Here is a 15,333-nt window from a genome sequence, read left to right as displayed (position 1 = left end):
CGTACGACGATCGCAGGTGACTTTGATGGACGACTGGCGAGACGACGCCGCCTGCCGCCATGAGGACCCCGACCTCTTCTATCCGATCGGCACGTCCGGACCGACCGTGCTGCAGACCGAGCAGGCGAAGGCGGTCTGCCGGCGCTGCCCGGTCCGGGAGCAGTGTCTGCGCTGGGCCATCGACATGGACCAGTTCATCGGGATATGGGGTGGTACGAGCGAAACCGAACGGCGGGCGCTGCGGCAGCGGGCGGGCTGAGCGCGGCCGCAGCGGAGCGACGGTCGGTCCGGCGGTGCGGCGGCGGGCAGGCGCAGGGTGACCACGCGTCCGGCGCCGGGCCCGGCCGCCGCGGCCTGCATCGCGTCGTCCTCGGCGACCGGCACAGGTGCGCGCACGCGGCGGATCCCGAGCCGTGCGGGTGGTGTTCAGCGGGCCAGGGAGGCGGCGTCGCCCATGACGACGACCGGTCTGCGCTTCGGGTCCAGCGCCAGCAGCAGCCGCCGCATGTTCTCCTTCGCGATGCCCACGCAGCCCTGGGTGGGCCCGCCGTGGTCCACGTGGAGCCAGATCCCGCCGCCGCGTCCGGCGCCCATCGGGCGGGTCAGGTCCAGGGGCGAGGTGCCGGTCCTGCGGTTGTAGTCGATGGCGATCACGTAGTCGAAGGAGCCCGCGAGCGGCTCGCCCTCGAAGCCGGTGCCGGAGATCGTGAATCCGCTGCCCTGGCCGTAGGAGAGCCGGGTGCCCGGATCGGGGAGCAGTCCTCCTGCGTCCGTGAGGGTGAAGACGCCGACGGGCGAGCGCAGGTCGCCGACCACATGCTGCTCGGTCCAGCCGCGCCGGGCGTTGTGCGCGGGCCAGCCGGGGCCGGCCCGCCAGCCGGCGGCGGTGCGCTCGTGGAGGACGACGGTGGAGTGCTCGGAGTCGCGGCCGCGGCCGGTGACGACGACGGCCTGCCGGGCGTCGGCGGGCACCTTGTCCCAGGTCCGGGGGCCGAGGCCGGGGAGCTTGCGGGGGGCGGGCGCGAGGGCGGCGTCGGGCCGGGGCTCGCCGGTGACGCGGGGCCCGGGGGCGCCGGGCTCGTCGTCGGGCGCCGCAGCCGCGCCGGCGCCGCAGCCGGTCAGCAGCACGGACACGGCCAGCAGGGCGACACGGGACTTGTGCGTGATCATGCGTCGACCTTGACCGACACTTGTAAGGAACTTGTAAGGACTCGTCGGATTTCGGCGGGTCGCCGTCGGTCAGGGGTGGCCGCACGCGGGTGCGGGTGCCCCGGGAGAGGTCCCGTCATGAGCGTGTGTGTGCGGCGTGTCTACGAGGCGCCCGAGCCGGGGGACGGTCTGCGCGTCCTGGTCGACCGGCTCTGGCCGCGCGGTCTGCGCAAGGAGGCCGCCTCGGTCGACGAGTGGCCCAAGGGGCTCACCCCGTCGGCCGGGCTGCGCCGCTGGTACCACGCGGGCGAGGGCTCGTACGAGGAGTTCGCCGACCGGTACGAGGCGGAGCTGGCCGCCCCCGAGGCCGCCGGACTCCTCGACAGGGTGCGGGAGTGGGCCGCCCGGGGGGACGTGACGCTGCTGACGGCGTCGAAGACACCGGAGCGCAGCCACGCGGCGGTGCTGGCCCGCCTCCTGCGGGGATGACGCCGGGGCGGATGAGACCCGGGGGCGGGTGAGGACCGGGGCGGGGAGACGGGCCCGCGTCCGCGGCCCGGTCCCCGCGCCTCGGCCCACCGGCTGTGCCGACCGGTCCCCCCGCGCCCGCGCCGCCCGGTGGCTCAGCCCACCTGGTCTGCCGCCGCCCGGCCCGCGGCGCGCCCCGAGAAGAGGCAGCCGCCGAGGAAGGTGCCCTCCAGGGCGTTGTAGCCGTGGACGCCGCCGCCGCCGAACCCGGCGACCTCGCCGGCCGCGTACAGGCCCTCGACGGGTGAGCCGTCGGCCGCGAGCGCGCGGGAGTCGAGGTCGGTCTGGATGCCGCCGAGGGTCTTGCGGGTCAGGATGTGGAGTCTGACGCCGATGAGGGGACCGGCCGCGGGGTCCAGGATGCGGTGCGGGGTGGCGACGCGGCCGAGGCGGTCGCCGATGTAGCGGCGGGCGTTGCGGATGCCCTGGATCTGGGAGTCCTTGGCGTAGGGGTGGGACAACTGGTGGTCGCGGGCCTCGATCTGGCGCCGCAGGGTGCGGGCGTCCAGGAGCGGCTTGCCGGTCAGGCCGTTCATCTTCTCGACCAGGTCCTCCAGGCCGGGCGCGGTGACGAAGTCGGCGCCGTGGCGCAGGAAGGCGGCCACCGGGCCGGGGGCGCCCCTGCCGAGGATCCGCTCCTTGAGGAAGCCCGCGCGGTCCTTCGCGGTGATGTCGGGGTTCTGCTCGGAGCCCGACAGCGCGAACTCCTTCTCGACGATCTTCCGGGTGAGGACGAACCAGGAGTGGTCGTGGTCCGCGAGGGCGGGGTCCGTGCGCAGGTGCCGCAGGGTGCCGAGGGTGTCGTAGCCGGGCAGGCAGGGGTCGGGCAGCCGGCGGCCCAGGGCGTCGAACCACATCGAGGACGGGCCGGGCAGGATGCGGATGCCGTGGCCGGGCCAGATCGGGTCCCAGTTGCGCAGGCCCTCGGTGTAGTGCCACATCCGGTCGCGGTTGACGAGGCGGACCCCGGCCTCCGCGCTGATGTCGAGCATCCGGCCGTCGACGTAGGCGGGGACGCCGGTGACCATCTCCCGGGGCGGGGTGCCGAGGCGCTCCGGCCAGTGGCGGCGCACGATGTCGTGGTCGGCGCCGATGCCGCCGGTGGTGACGATCACGGCCTGGGCGGTGAGCGCGAACTCACCGGCGCGGTCCCGGTTGGAGGCGACGCCGCGGGGTGAGTCGTCGCCGGCCAGCAGGGTGCCGCGGACCCCGCGCGCGGCGCCCTCCTCGATGAGCAGTTCGTCGACCCGGTGGCGGTGGTGGAAGGTCAGCAGTCCGTCGCGGGCGGCCTGCCGGGCGCGGCGCACGAACGGCTCCACGACCCCGGTGCCCGTGCCCCAGGCGATGTGGAAGCGGGGCACGGAGTTGCCGTGGCCGTCGGCGCGCAGGTCGCCGCGCTCGGCCCAGCCCACGGTGGGCAGGAACGTGATGCCGTGGCCGTCGAGCCAGGACCGCTTCTCACCGGCCGCCCATTCGACGTAGGCGCGCGCCCAGCGCACCGCCCAGGAGTCCTCGTCCTCGGTCCGGTCGAACTGCGCGCTGCCCTGCCAGTCGTTCCAGGCGAGGTCGAGGGAGTCCTTGATGCCGAGGCGGCGCTGCTCGGGCGAGCCCACGAGGAACAGTCCGCCGAAGGACCAGAACGCCTGTCCGCCGAGGTTGGCGGCGTTCTCCTGGTCGAGCAGGGCCACCTTGCGGCCCCGCCTGGTCAGTTCGCTCGCGGCGACCAGGCCCGCGAGTCCCGCTCCGACGACGATGACGTCGGCATCCATGGCGACCGTCCCTTCCTGATGCGGTGGTGACGCTGTGCGGTGGGCTGTGCGGTGGATCGAGCCGTGCGGTGCGCCGAGCCGTGCGGCGGTCACGCTGTGCGCGGGTGACCTGCGCACAGGTCACCGGTTCGATGCCGACCGGTTCGGCGGTGAGCGGCCGACTGCGGCCGGTGCGGTGGCGGCCGGTGCGGTGGTCGCGCGGCCGGTCACGGGTGGCTGCCGGTGCCGGTCGCGCCGTCGGTGAGCAGCGCGGTGAGCAGGTGCCCGAGCCAGGTGCGCGCGCGGCCGGTGTCCCGGTCGAGCAGCAGTTGGACGGTGACACCGTCGTAGGCCGCGACCACGGCGCGGGCGGCGCTCTCGACGCCGCCGAGCGCGGGCGGCAGGGCGGCGGCGCCCCCCGCGCGGGCCAGCCGGTCGGCGATCGCCCCGCGCAGCCGTGCCCGGTGTTCCAGCAGGGTCCGCGCGACCGCCGGGTCGCGGGCGGCGTGCACCAGGAAGTCGGTCTTCACCAGCAGCCACTCCCGGTCCAGGAGCAGCACCTCGCTCACCCGGTCCACGGCGGCCGGTACGTCCAGGTCCGGGCCGTCCAGGGCGAGCGCCCCGGCGACCTGCTCGGCGATCAGGTCGGCGCGCTGCCGGTAGAGGGCGAAGAACAGCTCGTCCAGGGTGGCGAAGTTGGAGTAGAACGCTCCCCTGCTGTACCCGGCGGCCTCGCAGACCTCCTCGATGGAGACGCGTCCGAACCCCTTAGCCGCGAACACCGCGAACGCGGCGTCGAGCAGGTCGGCCCGCGTGCGGACGCGGCGCCGGGTGACGCGGCGGGTCGTCTCCTCCACGGCCATCTCCGTACCTCCGTTCGATACGCGAATGTATCCGATACGGCGATGTATCCAAAGGGGTGGGACGCGGTGATGCGGCCGACCGCGCGGACCCCACCCACACAAGGGAACATATTTTCGATTAAGGGGTACGCTGGCCGTATGTCCCCGCACCTCCAGGGCTCCCTGTTCGACCAGACCGACGAGCTGAGGCTCGGCCCGCTGGCCGCGGTCCGGCGCACCCGCCTCGCCCATGGCGCCTGGATCGACGTCCTGCCGGGCTGGCTGAGCGGGTCCGACGCGCTGTTCGCGCAGCTGACGGCCAAGGTGCCCTGGCGGGCCGAGCGCCGCACGATGTACGACCACGTCGTCGACGTACCGCGGCTGCTCCGCTTCTACGGCGCCGGCGAGCCGCTGCCCCACCCGGTCCTCGCGAAGGCCCGCGACGCGCTGTCGGCCCGGTACGCGCGCGAGCTGGGCGAGCCGTTCACCACCGCCGGGCTCTGCTACTACCGCGACGGCCGGGACAGCGTCGCCTGGCACGGCGACCGGATCGGGCGCGGCGCGCGCGAGGACACCATGGTGGCGATCCTGTCCGTCGGCGCGCCCCGCGACCTGCTGCTGCGCCCCGTGCGCGGCGGCGACACCGTGCGCCGTCCGCTCGGGCACGGCGACCTCGTCGTCATGGGCGGTTCCTGCCAGCGGACCTGGGAGCACGCGATACCGAAGACCGCGCGCGCCCAGGGGCCGCGCATCAGCGTGCAGTTCCGCCCGCACGGCGTGCGCTGAGGCGCACCGCCCCTTGCACCACCGCCCCGCGCACCGCTGGCCCTTGCACATCACCCCGCGCACAACCGCCCCGCGCACGCCCCGTCGCGTGCGGCGCTCGCTCGGTCTGCTTTTTCCTTGCCCCGCCGGGCGGGACCTCACCACGCGGGACGATCATGCGCACGGACGTACGGGACGTCGCGGACGGCACGTACCCGGTGCACGGCGGAAGCACCACCTGGGTCGTCCTCACCGAGGGCGCGCGGGCCGTGCCCTCGCGCGACCTGTTCGAGGGGCTGGACGGGGAGCTGACGCTGCCGGGCCACGGGCCGCCGCACCGGGGGTCCGTACGGCACGCGGCCCTTCAGGCCCGGGAGCGCGCGCTCTAGGGTGAGGTGACGATCACCGCGAGGCGAGGACGGACGGCGGCCCATGGCACTCCAGATCAGCGCGACGAACCCGGAGCACCCCGCGCTCCTGCTGGAACTGCCCTGGCAGCTGCCCCTGCAGGAGTGGCCGCCGGAGGTCCTGGTGCCGCTGCCGCGCGGCATCTCCCGGCACATCGTGCGCTACGCGCGCGCCGGTGACGAGGTGATCGCCGTGAAGGAACTCGCCGAGCGCCCGGCCCTGCGCGAGTACGGACTGCTGCGCGACCTGGACCGGCTGGGCATCCCCGCGGTGGACCCCCTCGCGGTGGTCACCGGCCGCGCGGACGGCGCGGGTGCGCCGCTGGAGCCGGTGCTGATCACCCGGCATCTGCGCGGCTCGCTGCCGTACCGCTCGATGTTCGAGACGACGATGCGCCCGGCGACCATGCACCGCCTCATGGACGCGCTCGCCGCGCTGCTGGTCCGCCTGCACCTCGCCGGGTTCGCCTGGGGCGACTGCTCGCTGTCCAACACGCTGTTCCGGCGGGACGCGGGCGCGTACGCGGCGTATCTGGTGGACGCCGAGACCGGCGAGCTGCATCCGCGGCTCAGCGACGGCCAGCGCGACTACGACCTCGACCTCGCGCGCGTCAACATCAGCGGTGAGCTGCTGGACCTGGAGGCGTCCGGGGCGCTGCACCCCTCCGTCGACCCGATCGAGTTCGGCACCGAGATCTGCGCCCGCTACCGGCGGCTGTGGGAGGAGCTGACCCGCACGTCGGTGTACCCGGCGGGCAAGCACCACTACATCGAGCGCCGGATACGCCGGCTCAACGACCTCGGCTTCGACGTCGCCGAGATGCAGATCGAGCACGCCGCGAACGGCGACGCGGTCACGTTCGTGCCCAAGGTGGTCGACGCCGGCCACCACCAGCGCCAACTGCTGCGCCTGACGGGCCTGGACGCCGAGGAGAACCAGGCCCGCCGGCTGCTGAACGACCTGGAGAGCTGGATGGCCACCCAGGACGACCACGCCCCCGGCGATCCGCTCGGCGCCCGGCCGGAAGTGCTCGCCCACCGCTGGGTGCGCGACGTCTTCCGGCCCACCGTGCGGGCCGTGCCGGTGGAGCTGCGCGGGGCCATGGACCCGGCCGAGATCTACCACGAGCTGCTGGAGCACCGCTGGTACCTGTCCGAGCGGGCACAGCACGACATCGGCCTGGACACGGTCGTCGCGGACTACATCGCGACGATCCTGCCCAGGGCCCGCGAGACGCTTCAGCCGACGGCGTCCGACTGACGCGCGCGCGGGGGCCCGGGGGCACCGCCGCGCCCGTACCGGCTCACTCGTGCGGCACCACGGCCACCGGGCAGGGCGCGTGGTGCAGGACGCCGTGCGCCACCGAACCGATCCGGGCGCCCACCGCGCTGCGCCGGTCCCGGCGGCCGACCACCATCAGCTGGGCGCGCCCGGCGACCGACAGCAGGACCTGCCCGGCGCTGCCCATCTCGACGTGCTCGACGACGTGGACGTCCGGGAACCGCTCCCGCCACGGCCGCAGCGCCCCCGCCAGCGCCCTGCGCTCGTACGGCTCCGGGCCGCCGGCCTCGTCGAGCAGCTTCAGGGAGGCGGGGCTGTAGGCGAACAGCGGCGGCAGCGTCCAGGCCCGTACGGCGCGCACGGCGGCGCCCCGCGCGGCGGCCGCCTCGAAGGCGAAGCGCAGGGTCTCGGCGCTGTCGTCGCCGTCGCCGTGCTGGCCGACGACGACGTCGCGGCCGCCCGCCTCCGCCGCGGGCCGGTCCCCGGCGCGGACCAGTACGACGGGGCTCCGCGCCTCGGCGACGACCTGCTGTCCCACCGAGCCGAGCAGGAACCCCACGACGGCTGCGTGTCCGCGCGTGCCCAGCACCGTCATCCCGGCCCCGGCCGACTCGGCCGCCAGTGCCGCGGCGGGCACGCCCTCGACGACGTCGGTGGTGACCTCCAGTCCGGGGTGGCGTGCGGTGACGGTGCGCGCGGCCTCTGCCAGCCCGTCGCGCACCCACCGCGCCTGGGTTTCGGGGTCCCCCGCGTCGATCGCCTCGTGGGTCTCGAACCGCCAGGCGTGCACCACCCGCAGCGGAAGCCCGCGGCGCACCGCCTCGCGCGCGGCCCAGGCCAGCGCGGCGAGGCTCTCCTGCGATCCGTCCACCCCTGCCGTGATCGGGCGTGTCATGCCGGATTCCTCCTGATGTCGTGCTCACGTCCGTGCGGAACAGTCTTCACCACCGCGCGACCCGCTCCCGCGGCGGGACGGGCCGGCCGCCCCGGGACGGCTGAGCGAAGCGGCCGGATCGAACATACGATGGCCGGGAGCCGACTCGGCGACCGCGTCCCCGGGACGCGCGTCGCCCTGCGGAGGACGCGAACCCCGGGGTGGGAGACGTATGACAGAGGCCGCCGAAGCCGCGCGGACCGTGATCCTGACGGTGGACGACGACCCGGGGGTCTCCCGGGCCGTCGCCCGTGATCTGCGGCGGCGCTACGGCGCGTCGCACCGCATCGTGCGCGCGGAGTCCGGTGAGTCCGCGCTGGAGGCGCTGCGCGAGCTGAAGCTGCGCGGCGACCTCGTGGCGGTGATCCTCGCCGACTACCGCATGCCGCAGATGAACGGCATCGAGTTCCTCGAACAGGCGCTGGACGTGTACCCGGGTGCGCGGCGGGTGCTGCTGACCGCGTACGCGGACACCAACGCGGCGATCGACGCGATCAACGTCGTGGACGTCGACCACTACCTGCTCAAGCCGTGGGACCCCCCGGAGGAGAAGCTCTACCCGGTCCTCGACGACCTGCTGGAGGCGTGGCGGCGCAGCGACTACCGGCCGGTGCCCAGCACCAAGGTGGTCGGTCACCGCTGGTCGGCGCGGTCCTCGGAGGTACGGGAGTTCCTGGCGCGCAACCAGGTGCCCTACCGCTGGTACTCCGCCGACGAGCCCGAGGGGCGGCGGCTGCTGGCCGCGGCCGGGCAGGACGGCGGGCGGCTGCCGCTGGTGGTCACGCCCGAGGGCGCGCCCCTGGTGGCGCCGCGGGCGCCCGAGCTGGCGGCGCAGGTGGGGCTCGCCACGACGCCGGCCGCCGACTTCTACGACCTCGTCGTGATCGGCGGCGGACCGGCCGGTCTGGGCGCCGCGGTGTACGGGGCGTCGGAGGGGCTGCGGACCGTGCTGGTGGAGCGGTCGGCCACCGGCGGGCAGGCGGGGCAGAGCTCCCGGATCGAGAACTACCTCGGCTTCCCCGACGGCGTCTCGGGAGGCCAGCTCACCGAGCGGGCCCGGCGGCAGGCGGCGAAGTTCGGCGCGGAGATCCTCACCGCCCGCGAGGTGACGGGGCTGGAGGTCAACGGGGCGGCCAGGACCGTGCGGTTCTCGGACGGCTCCGCGGTCGCCGCGCACAGCGTGATCCTGGCGACGGGGGTGTCCTACCGCCAGCTCCGGGCGCCGGGCTGCGAGGACCTCAACGGCTGCGGCGTGTACTACGGCTCCGCCCTGACGGAGGCGCCGTACTGCCAGGGGCAGGACGTGTACGTCGTGGGCGGCGCCAACTCCGCCGGGCAGGCCGCGATGTACCTGGCGCGCAAGGCGAAGTCGGTGACGCTGCTGGTGCGCGGCGAGTCGCTGTCGGCGTCCATGTCGCACTACCTGGTGCAGCAGATCGAGGAGTCGCCGAACATCTCGGTGCGGCCCCGCACGGTCGTGGAGTCCGCGCACGGCACGGACCATCTGGAGCAGCTGACCCTGCGCGACGTGGACACCGGCGCGAGCGAACTCGTCGACGCGCAGTGGATGTTCGTGTTCATCGGCGCCGCGCCGCTGACGGACTGGCTGGACTCGACGGTGCTGCGGGACCCGCGCGGGTTCATCCTGGCCGGCCCCGACCTGACGGCGGACGGGCGCCCGCCCTCGGGGTGGGAGCTGGAGAGGCCGCCGTACCATCTGGAGACCAACGTCCCCGGGGTGTTCGTCGCGGGGGACGCGCGCGCGGAGTCCGCGAAGCGGGTCGCGTCCGCCGTCGGAGAGGGAGCCATGGCCGTGATGCTCGTCCACCGCTACCTGGAGCAGTCGTGAGCGGGCGGGTGGTGCCGTGCGAACCGGCGGAGATCGGCTCGCTGTTCCTGTTCGAGAAGCTGACGCCCGAACAGTTGGACCGGCTGTGCGGCGAGGGGCGGGTGGAGCGCTTCGAACCCGGCCCGGTGTACACCGAGGGCGACCCCGCCACCTGCTTCTACGTGATGGTCGAGGGCAGCGTCGTGCTGTACCGCCGGGTCGGCGGGGACGACGTGGAGGTCACCCGGACCTCCCAGCGCGGGGTCTACGCCGGGTCCATGCAGGCGTATCTGGGCGACCGGGTGCGGCAGGTCTACAACAACACCATGCGCGTCACCGAGCCGACGCGGTTCTTCGTGCTGCCCGCCGACACGTTCGCGCAGATCATGCACGAGTGGTTCCCGATGGCGGTGCATCTGCTGGAGGGGCTGTTCTTCGGTTCGAAGAGCGCGCAGCAGGCCATCGGCCAGCGTGAACGGCTGCTGGCGCTGGGCTCGTTGTCCGCCGGGCTCACCCATGAGCTGAACAACCCGGCAGCGGCGGCGGTCCGGGCGACGGCGGCGCTGCGCGAGCGGGTCGGCAAGATGCGGCACAAGCTGGCCGTGATCGCGCAGGGCTCGTACTCCCCCGAGGTGATGGCGAACCTCATCGACATCCAGGAGCGCACCGCCGAGCGGGTCGCGAAGGCTCCGGCGCTCTCGCCGCTGGAGGCGTCCGACCGCGAGGACGCGCTCACCGACTGGCTGGACGAGCGGGGCATCGCGGAGGGCTGGCGGCTCGCCCCGACGTTCGTGCAGGCCGGGCTGGACGTGGACTGGCTGGACCAGGTCGCGGCGGCGGTGGACGCGGAGATCCTGCCGAGCGCGGTGGGCTGGCTGAACTACACGGTCGAGACCGAGCTGCTGATGGACGAGATCACCGACTCCACGAGCCGCATCTCGCATCTCGTGGACGCCGCCAAGCAGTACTCGCAGCTGGACCGGGCGCCCTTCCAGAACGCCGACGTGCACGAACTCCTCGACAGCACCCTGCTGATGCTGTCGGGCAAGATCGGGCCGCGGATCAGGGTCGTCAAGGAGTACGACCGCACGCTGCCGAGGATTCCCGCCTACCCGGCGGAGCTGAACCAGGTGTGGACGAACCTGATCGACAACGCGGTCGCCGCGATGCGCGGCGTGGACGGCGAGGGGACGCTGACGGTGCGCACGGCGCCCGCGCACGACCGGCTCCTCGTGGAGTTCCGCGACACGGGGGTCGGCATCCCGGCGGAGATCCGGGAGCGTATCTTCGATCCCTTCTTCACGACCAAGCCCGTGGGCGAGGGCACCGGGCTCGGACTCGACATCTCCTGGCGGATCGTGGTCGACAAGCACCACGGCAGCGTCCAGGTGGAGTCGCGGCCGGGCGACACCCGGTTCCAGGTGCTCCTTCCGCTCACGTCCGAGGAGGCTTCATGAGCGACATCCACGGCATCGACCCCTCCGTGCCGCCGAGCGGCGCGGGCTGCGCGCAGTGCGACGCGGCGGGCGGCTGGTGGTTCCATCTGCGCCGGTGCGCGCAGTGCGGGCACGTCGGCTGCTGCGACAGCTCGCCCGCTCAGCACGCCACCGCCCACTTCCGCGAGAGCGGCCACCCCCTGGTGCAGAGCTTCGAGCCGGGCGAGGACTGGTACTGGAACTACGACAGCGGCGAGCTCTTCGAGTCGGGCCCCGAGCTGAACCCTCCGGCGAGCCACCCGGCCGACCAGCCGGCGCCGGGACCGCGGGGACGGGTGCCCGCCGACTGGACGAAGTCGCTGCGGCGCTGAGCGGGCCGCGGCCGCCACCCTGTCGGCGGGCCGACGCGGGCCCGCCCCGCCGACACGAGGCCTGAGGGGCCTCGGTCGGCGGGGCGGGCGGGTGGCGCGGGGGTTCCTCCGGGGCCGGTCCCTCCGGGGTCGGTCCCTCCGGGGTCAGTCCTCTTCCTTGTAGGCCAGCAGCCGCAGGGCGTTGGCGACCACGATGAGGGTGGATCCCTCGTGGGCCAGGACGGCGGGGCCGATCCCGAGGCCCAGCATGGTGGCCGGCAGCAGGACCGCGACGACGCCCAGGCTGAAGAACAGGTTCTGCTTGATGATGCGGCTGGTGCGCCGGCTCAGACCGGTCGCGAGCGGGAGCTTGTCGAGGTCGTCCGACATCAGCGCGATGTCGGCCGTCTCCAGGGCGACCGCCGAGCCGGCGGCGCCCATGGCGATGCCCACGGTGGCGTTGGCCATGGCGGGGGCGTCGTTGACGCCGTCGCCGATCATCGCGGTGCGGACCTCCTGGGTGCGCAGCCGGGAGATCGCGGTGACCTTGTCCTCGGGCAGCAGTTCGCCCCAGGCGTCGTCCACGCCGACCTCGGCCGCGACCGCGTCGGCGACCCGCTGGTTGTCGCCGGAGATCATGATGGTGCGCCGGATGCCGAGTTCGCGCAGCCGCTTGATGACGGCCGCCGCCTCGGGGCGCGGGGTGTCCATGACGCCCAGGACGCCGAGGTAGCGTCCGGCGCGGCGCACGACCATGGTCGTACGGCCGTTCTTCTCCAGCTCCTCGACCCGTGCCCGCAGGTCCTCGGGGGGCTGGGGGCCGCCGAGGTCACCGAAGAGGGCGAGGTTGCCGATGGCCACGGTGTCGCCGTCGACGTCGGCCTCGACACCCCGGCCGACGACGGCCCGCAGGTCGGCGGCGGACGGTACGGCATCGGCGCCGACCCGGTCGGCGAGGTCGCGGACGATCGCCTGGGCGAGCGGGTGGTCGCTGAGCCGCTCGACGGCCAGGGCCGTGGCGCCCAGTTCGCTCTCGTCGACGCCGTCGACGGCGACGATGTCCGTCAGGCGGGGGCGGCCCTGGGTGAGGGTGCCGGTCTTGTCGAAGGCGATGGCGGTGATCTTGCCGAGGTTCTCGAGCGGGCCGCCGCCCTTGACCAGGACGCCGCTGCGGGCCGCGCGGGCGACCGCGCTGAGGACGGCGGACGGGGTCGCGATGGCCAGAGCGCAGGGGCTGGCCGCGACGAGGACGGCCATCGCGCGGTAGACGGTGTCCGAGAAGGGCTCGTCGATCACGAGGCCCGCGCACAGCAGCAGGAGCACGACGGCGATGACGGCCGGGACGAAGATCCGCTGGAAGCGCGCGGTGAACTGCTGGGTGGGCGACTGCTGGGTCTCGGCGTCGCGGACCAGGGCCACCACGCGCGCGAGGGTGTTGTCCTGGGCGCGGCTGGTGACGGTGACGTCGAGGGAGCCGGAGCCGTTGACGGTGCCGGCGAAGACGACGCTCTCCGCGGCGACGCTCTTCGGGGCGCGCAGGGCGGCCTCGGCGTCGTCCACGGGGCGCTTGTCGACGGGCAGGCTCTCGCCGGTGACGGGCGCCTGGTCGATGGAGCTGGTGCCGGCGAGGACGAAGCCGTCCGCGGGGACACGGGCGTGCGGCCGCACGACGACGACGTCGCCGATGGCCAGCTGGTCGACGGGGACCTCCGCCGGCCCGCCGGGCCGGCGGACCAGGGCCGTCTTGGGGGTGAGGGCGGCCAGTGCCTCGATGGACTTGCGTGCGCGGCCCATCGCGTATTCCTCGAGCGCGTGCCCGAGGCTGAACAGGAACAGCAGGACGGCGCCCTCGGCCCACTTGCCGATGCTCGCGGCGCCGACGGCGGCCACCAGCATCAGGAAGTCGACCTCGAAGCGGCCGGCCCGCACCGTGGCGATGGCCTCGCGCACGGTGAAGAAGCCGCCGAAGAAGTAGGCGGCGAGGTAGAAGCCGAAGGAGACCGGCTCGCCCAGCTCGGTGAAGATGCCGAGCAGCAGTCCGGTCAGGTACATCGTGCCGGAGGCCACGGCGAAGATCAGCTCGGCGCGTTCCCCGAGGAAGCCGTGGTCGTGCGAGTGGCCGCCGCCCGCGTGGTCGTGGCCGTCGCCGGACTTGTGGTCGTGGCCGTCGTCCGCCTTGTGGTCGTGGCCGTCGCCGGGCTCGTGTCCGTGGTCGTCGTGGTCGTCGGCGACGGGCGCCGGCTTGTGGACCAGGGCGTGCTCGCCGCCCACCTCGACGCCGGCCCGGCGGGCCGTGTCCAGGACCTCGTCGGCGTCCAGCACGGCGGTGTCGTAGTGCACGCACACGCGCTCGGAGCCGGCGGTCCCGTCCGGCGACCGGTGGACGGTTCCTATCGCGGGGCGGGTTCCGAGAAAGGCGACGACCTGCTCGACACAGGAGCCGCAGGGCACGGGTTGCGCGGGCAGCAGCTCGGAGACGTCCACCCGCAGCGCGACGGGGTCGCGACACTCATCCAACGGAGTCATGACGTCAACATATCATGAATTGCTGATATGTTGTCTTGTACTGATTACCGCTACCATTAAGGCCGTGATGACACGCACTGGTGAGACGCTGCCGCAGGACAAGGCGGAAGCCGTGGCCGAGGTCATGCAGGCCCTGGCCTCCCCCGCCCGGGTCCAGATCCTCGACCAGTTGCACAGGGCGCCCTGCTCCGTCGGTGAGCTGGCCACGACGGTCGGCATGGAGCAGAGCGCGGTCTCGAACCATCTGCGCCTGCTGCGCCATCTGGGCCTGGTCACGGGCCGCCGCGAAGGCCGCCGGGTGCTCTACTCCCTGCACGACCAGCATGTCGCGACGCTCGTGGAACAGGCCCTGACGCATATCGAACACCGTCATCCGGGATTGACGGCCGAGACCGAGGACACGGCGCTGGCGGACTGAGCGGGCGGGCGGAGGGAGGGGCCGCGGGCGGCGTCAGCCGGTCCCGTCGCAGTCGGGGGCGCTCAGGCCGACGGCGTCCGCCATGGCCTGCATGCCCCTGTCGCCGGGGTGGATGCGGTCGCCGCCGTCGAGGGCGGGCATCATCCGCCCGGGGTCGTAGGGGCTGCGCGGGATCCGGTCGAAGTCGGCGACGGCGTCGAACTCCCCGCCGTCGCGGATGAACGCGTCGACCTCCCGCCGTACGGCCTCGGGGCTCCGTTCGCTCCAGCCCTTGAAGGGGCCCACGGCCGCCCCGGCGACGCATCCGCCCGCGGCGTGCGCGCGGTCGATGATCTCGCGGTAGCCCTCGACGAGATCGTCGGCGCTCACGCCGGTGCCGGCCTTGAGGTCGTTGACGCCCTGGAACGGGAACACGGTCCGCACCCCGGGCAGGGAGAGCACATCGCGGTCGAGGCGGTTCGGCGCGCTCCGCCCGGGTCCGTCCGCGAGCACCTGTTCCCGGAGACGCCCGCGTTGGCGACGCCCTTGACGGCGGTGCCGCCGCGTTGCAGCCGGCGGGCCAGACAGTCGGGCCGGCGGCGCCTCCACCAGGTATCCGGCCTCGATCAGGGGCCGGACCGCCTTGGTGACCGCGGCCGGTGACAGCCCCGTGCGCCGGGCGGCCTCCGTACGGGTCAGGGGCCCGTGGCTCGGGACGGTGGTGAGGATCCGTGCGGCGGCCGGCGTGTGCGCGGGAACGCCTCGGCGGGGCGGATCGGGGACGTGCCGGGAACCTGGAGCCCTTGTTCTCCGCCGTCAGCAAAAGAAGCGGGGTGCGCGGCGAAGCCCTCGGCCGCCGCGGGAGGACTCCTACCCGGTGATGAACGTCTGTCCAACTGTGCGTCGTACGTGCCGATGTGACGGGATGCGAGAAGGTTGCCCCGCACCGATGGCATCGCGCACACGACAGCCGCTCCCAGGGCGGCGACGGGAGGAAACCGGATGGTCTCGGCAACGGCGGTCAGGGGTACGGCGGCGACGGCGGCCCTGATGTCGCTTCTCGCGGTGCCCGCGTACGCGGCACCCGGCGCACCCGGCGCACCCCGCGCCACCACGGCGGACGTCTCGGCGGGCACCCTGC

At 73.9% G+C, this 15,333-nt stretch carries 14 protein-coding genes and 2 pseudogenes; 9 read left to right on the top strand and 7 right to left on the bottom strand.

Annotated features, from left to right (window positions below; all coding sequences use genetic code 11):
• Positions 1 to 25 precede the first annotated feature (25 nt).
• Positions 26 to 259 carry a WhiB family transcriptional regulator gene (locus SZN_RS19540; protein WP_007497677.1) on the top strand — a complete coding sequence of 78 codons (234 nt, stop codon included), beginning with the start codon at positions 26 to 28 and terminating at the stop codon, positions 257 to 259.
• Between the two features lie 167 nt (positions 260 to 426).
• Here the strand turns inward: SZN_RS19540 and SZN_RS19535 are convergent, their stop codons facing one another.
• A complete protein-coding gene (locus SZN_RS19535) occupies positions 427 to 1,170 on the bottom strand; it encodes a L,D-transpeptidase family protein (RefSeq protein WP_007497675.1) in 744 nt (247 codons plus the stop codon).
• A gap of 117 nt (positions 1,171 to 1,287) precedes the next feature.
• Between SZN_RS19535 and SZN_RS19530 the strand changes: the two genes are divergently transcribed.
• Complete coding sequence (locus SZN_RS19530) at positions 1,288 to 1,638, top strand: DUF488 domain-containing protein (protein WP_007497674.1); 351 nt, start codon at positions 1,288 to 1,290, stop codon at positions 1,636 to 1,638.
• A gap of 134 nt (positions 1,639 to 1,772) precedes the next feature.
• Here the strand turns inward: SZN_RS19530 and SZN_RS19525 are convergent, their stop codons facing one another.
• A complete protein-coding gene (locus tag SZN_RS19525) occupies positions 1,773 to 3,446 on the bottom strand; it encodes an FAD-binding dehydrogenase (RefSeq protein ID WP_007497671.1) in 1,674 nt (557 codons plus the stop codon).
• Between the two features lie 206 nt (positions 3,447 to 3,652).
• The gene (locus tag SZN_RS19520) at positions 3,653 to 4,288 is read right to left on the bottom strand and encodes a TetR/AcrR family transcriptional regulator (protein ID WP_007497669.1); all 636 of its coding nucleotides are present in this window, start codon (positions 4,286 to 4,288) and stop codon (positions 3,653 to 3,655) included.
• Between the two features lie 138 nt (positions 4,289 to 4,426).
• Between SZN_RS19520 and SZN_RS19515 the strand changes: the two genes are divergently transcribed.
• The 3 genes from SZN_RS19515 (at position 4,427) to SZN_RS19505 (ending at position 6,700) form a co-directional block, all read left to right on the top strand.
• Positions 4,427 to 5,053, top strand: coding sequence for an alpha-ketoglutarate-dependent dioxygenase AlkB (locus SZN_RS19515; protein WP_007497668.1), 627 nt, complete (start codon positions 4,427 to 4,429; stop codon positions 5,051 to 5,053).
• Positions 5,054 to 5,208: 155 nt separating this feature from the next.
• The gene (locus tag SZN_RS43530) at positions 5,209 to 5,421 is read left to right on the top strand and encodes a hypothetical protein (protein WP_007497665.1); all 213 of its coding nucleotides are present in this window, start codon (positions 5,209 to 5,211) and stop codon (positions 5,419 to 5,421) included.
• A 43-nt stretch (positions 5,422 to 5,464) separates the two neighbouring features.
• Complete coding sequence (locus tag SZN_RS19505) at positions 5,465 to 6,700, top strand: DUF4032 domain-containing protein (RefSeq protein ID WP_007497663.1); 1,236 nt, start codon at positions 5,465 to 5,467, stop codon at positions 6,698 to 6,700.
• Between the two features lie 43 nt (positions 6,701 to 6,743).
• Here the strand turns inward: SZN_RS19505 and SZN_RS19500 are convergent, their stop codons facing one another.
• On the bottom strand, positions 6,744 to 7,616 hold the full coding sequence (locus SZN_RS19500) for a universal stress protein (RefSeq protein ID WP_007497661.1): 873 nt from the start codon (positions 7,614 to 7,616) through the stop codon (positions 6,744 to 6,746).
• Positions 7,617 to 7,827: 211 nt separating this feature from the next.
• Here SZN_RS19500 and SZN_RS19495 point away from each other — a divergent pair, with 211 nt between their 5' ends.
• From SZN_RS19495 to SZN_RS19485, 3 genes are read left to right on the top strand one after another with little or no spacing between them, the layout of a single operon-like run.
• On the top strand, positions 7,828 to 9,504 hold the full coding sequence (locus SZN_RS19495; RefSeq protein ID WP_007497659.1) for an NAD(P)/FAD-dependent oxidoreductase: 1,677 nt from the start codon (positions 7,828 to 7,830) through the stop codon (positions 9,502 to 9,504).
• Entirely contained in the window at positions 9,501 to 10,940 is a 1,440-nt protein-coding gene (locus tag SZN_RS19490) for an ATP-binding protein (RefSeq protein WP_007497657.1), read from the top strand. Before SZN_RS19495 ends, SZN_RS19490 begins: the two co-directional genes overlap by 4 nt.
• Positions 10,937 to 11,290 (top strand): UBP-type zinc finger domain-containing protein, encoded by a 354-nt coding sequence (locus SZN_RS19485; protein WP_007497655.1) that lies wholly within the window; start codon positions 10,937 to 10,939, stop codon positions 11,288 to 11,290. The genes SZN_RS19490 and SZN_RS19485 overlap by 4 nt, the downstream gene beginning before the upstream one ends.
• A gap of 144 nt (positions 11,291 to 11,434) precedes the next feature.
• Here SZN_RS19485 and SZN_RS19480 read toward each other — a convergent pair whose 3' ends face one another.
• On the bottom strand, positions 11,435 to 13,795 hold the full coding sequence (locus SZN_RS19480; RefSeq protein WP_050815090.1) for a heavy metal translocating P-type ATPase: 2,361 nt from the start codon (positions 13,793 to 13,795) through the stop codon (positions 11,435 to 11,437).
• Between the two features lie 67 nt (positions 13,796 to 13,862).
• On the opposite strand from SZN_RS19480, the gene SZN_RS19475 reads away from it, so the two are divergent.
• Entirely contained in the window at positions 13,863 to 14,213 is a 351-nt protein-coding gene (locus SZN_RS19475) for an ArsR/SmtB family transcription factor (protein WP_007497651.1), read from the top strand.
• Between the two features lie 33 nt (positions 14,214 to 14,246).
• Here the strand turns inward: SZN_RS19475 and SZN_RS19470 are convergent.
• Positions 14,247 to 14,794 (bottom strand): annotated as a pseudogene (locus SZN_RS19470) (GDSL-type esterase/lipase family protein); the annotation flags it as partial.
• A 19-nt stretch (positions 14,795 to 14,813) separates the two neighbouring features.
• A pseudogene (locus SZN_RS43525) lies at positions 14,814 to 14,921 on the bottom strand (winged helix-turn-helix domain-containing protein); the annotation flags it as partial.
• Positions 14,922 to 15,333 lie beyond the last annotated feature (412 nt).

It is taken from the genome of Streptomyces zinciresistens K42 (assembly GCF_000225525.1).
Taxonomy (GTDB): domain Bacteria; phylum Actinomycetota; class Actinomycetes; order Streptomycetales; family Streptomycetaceae; genus Streptomyces; species Streptomyces zinciresistens.
This window is presented reverse-complemented; position numbering and strand designations above follow the sequence as displayed.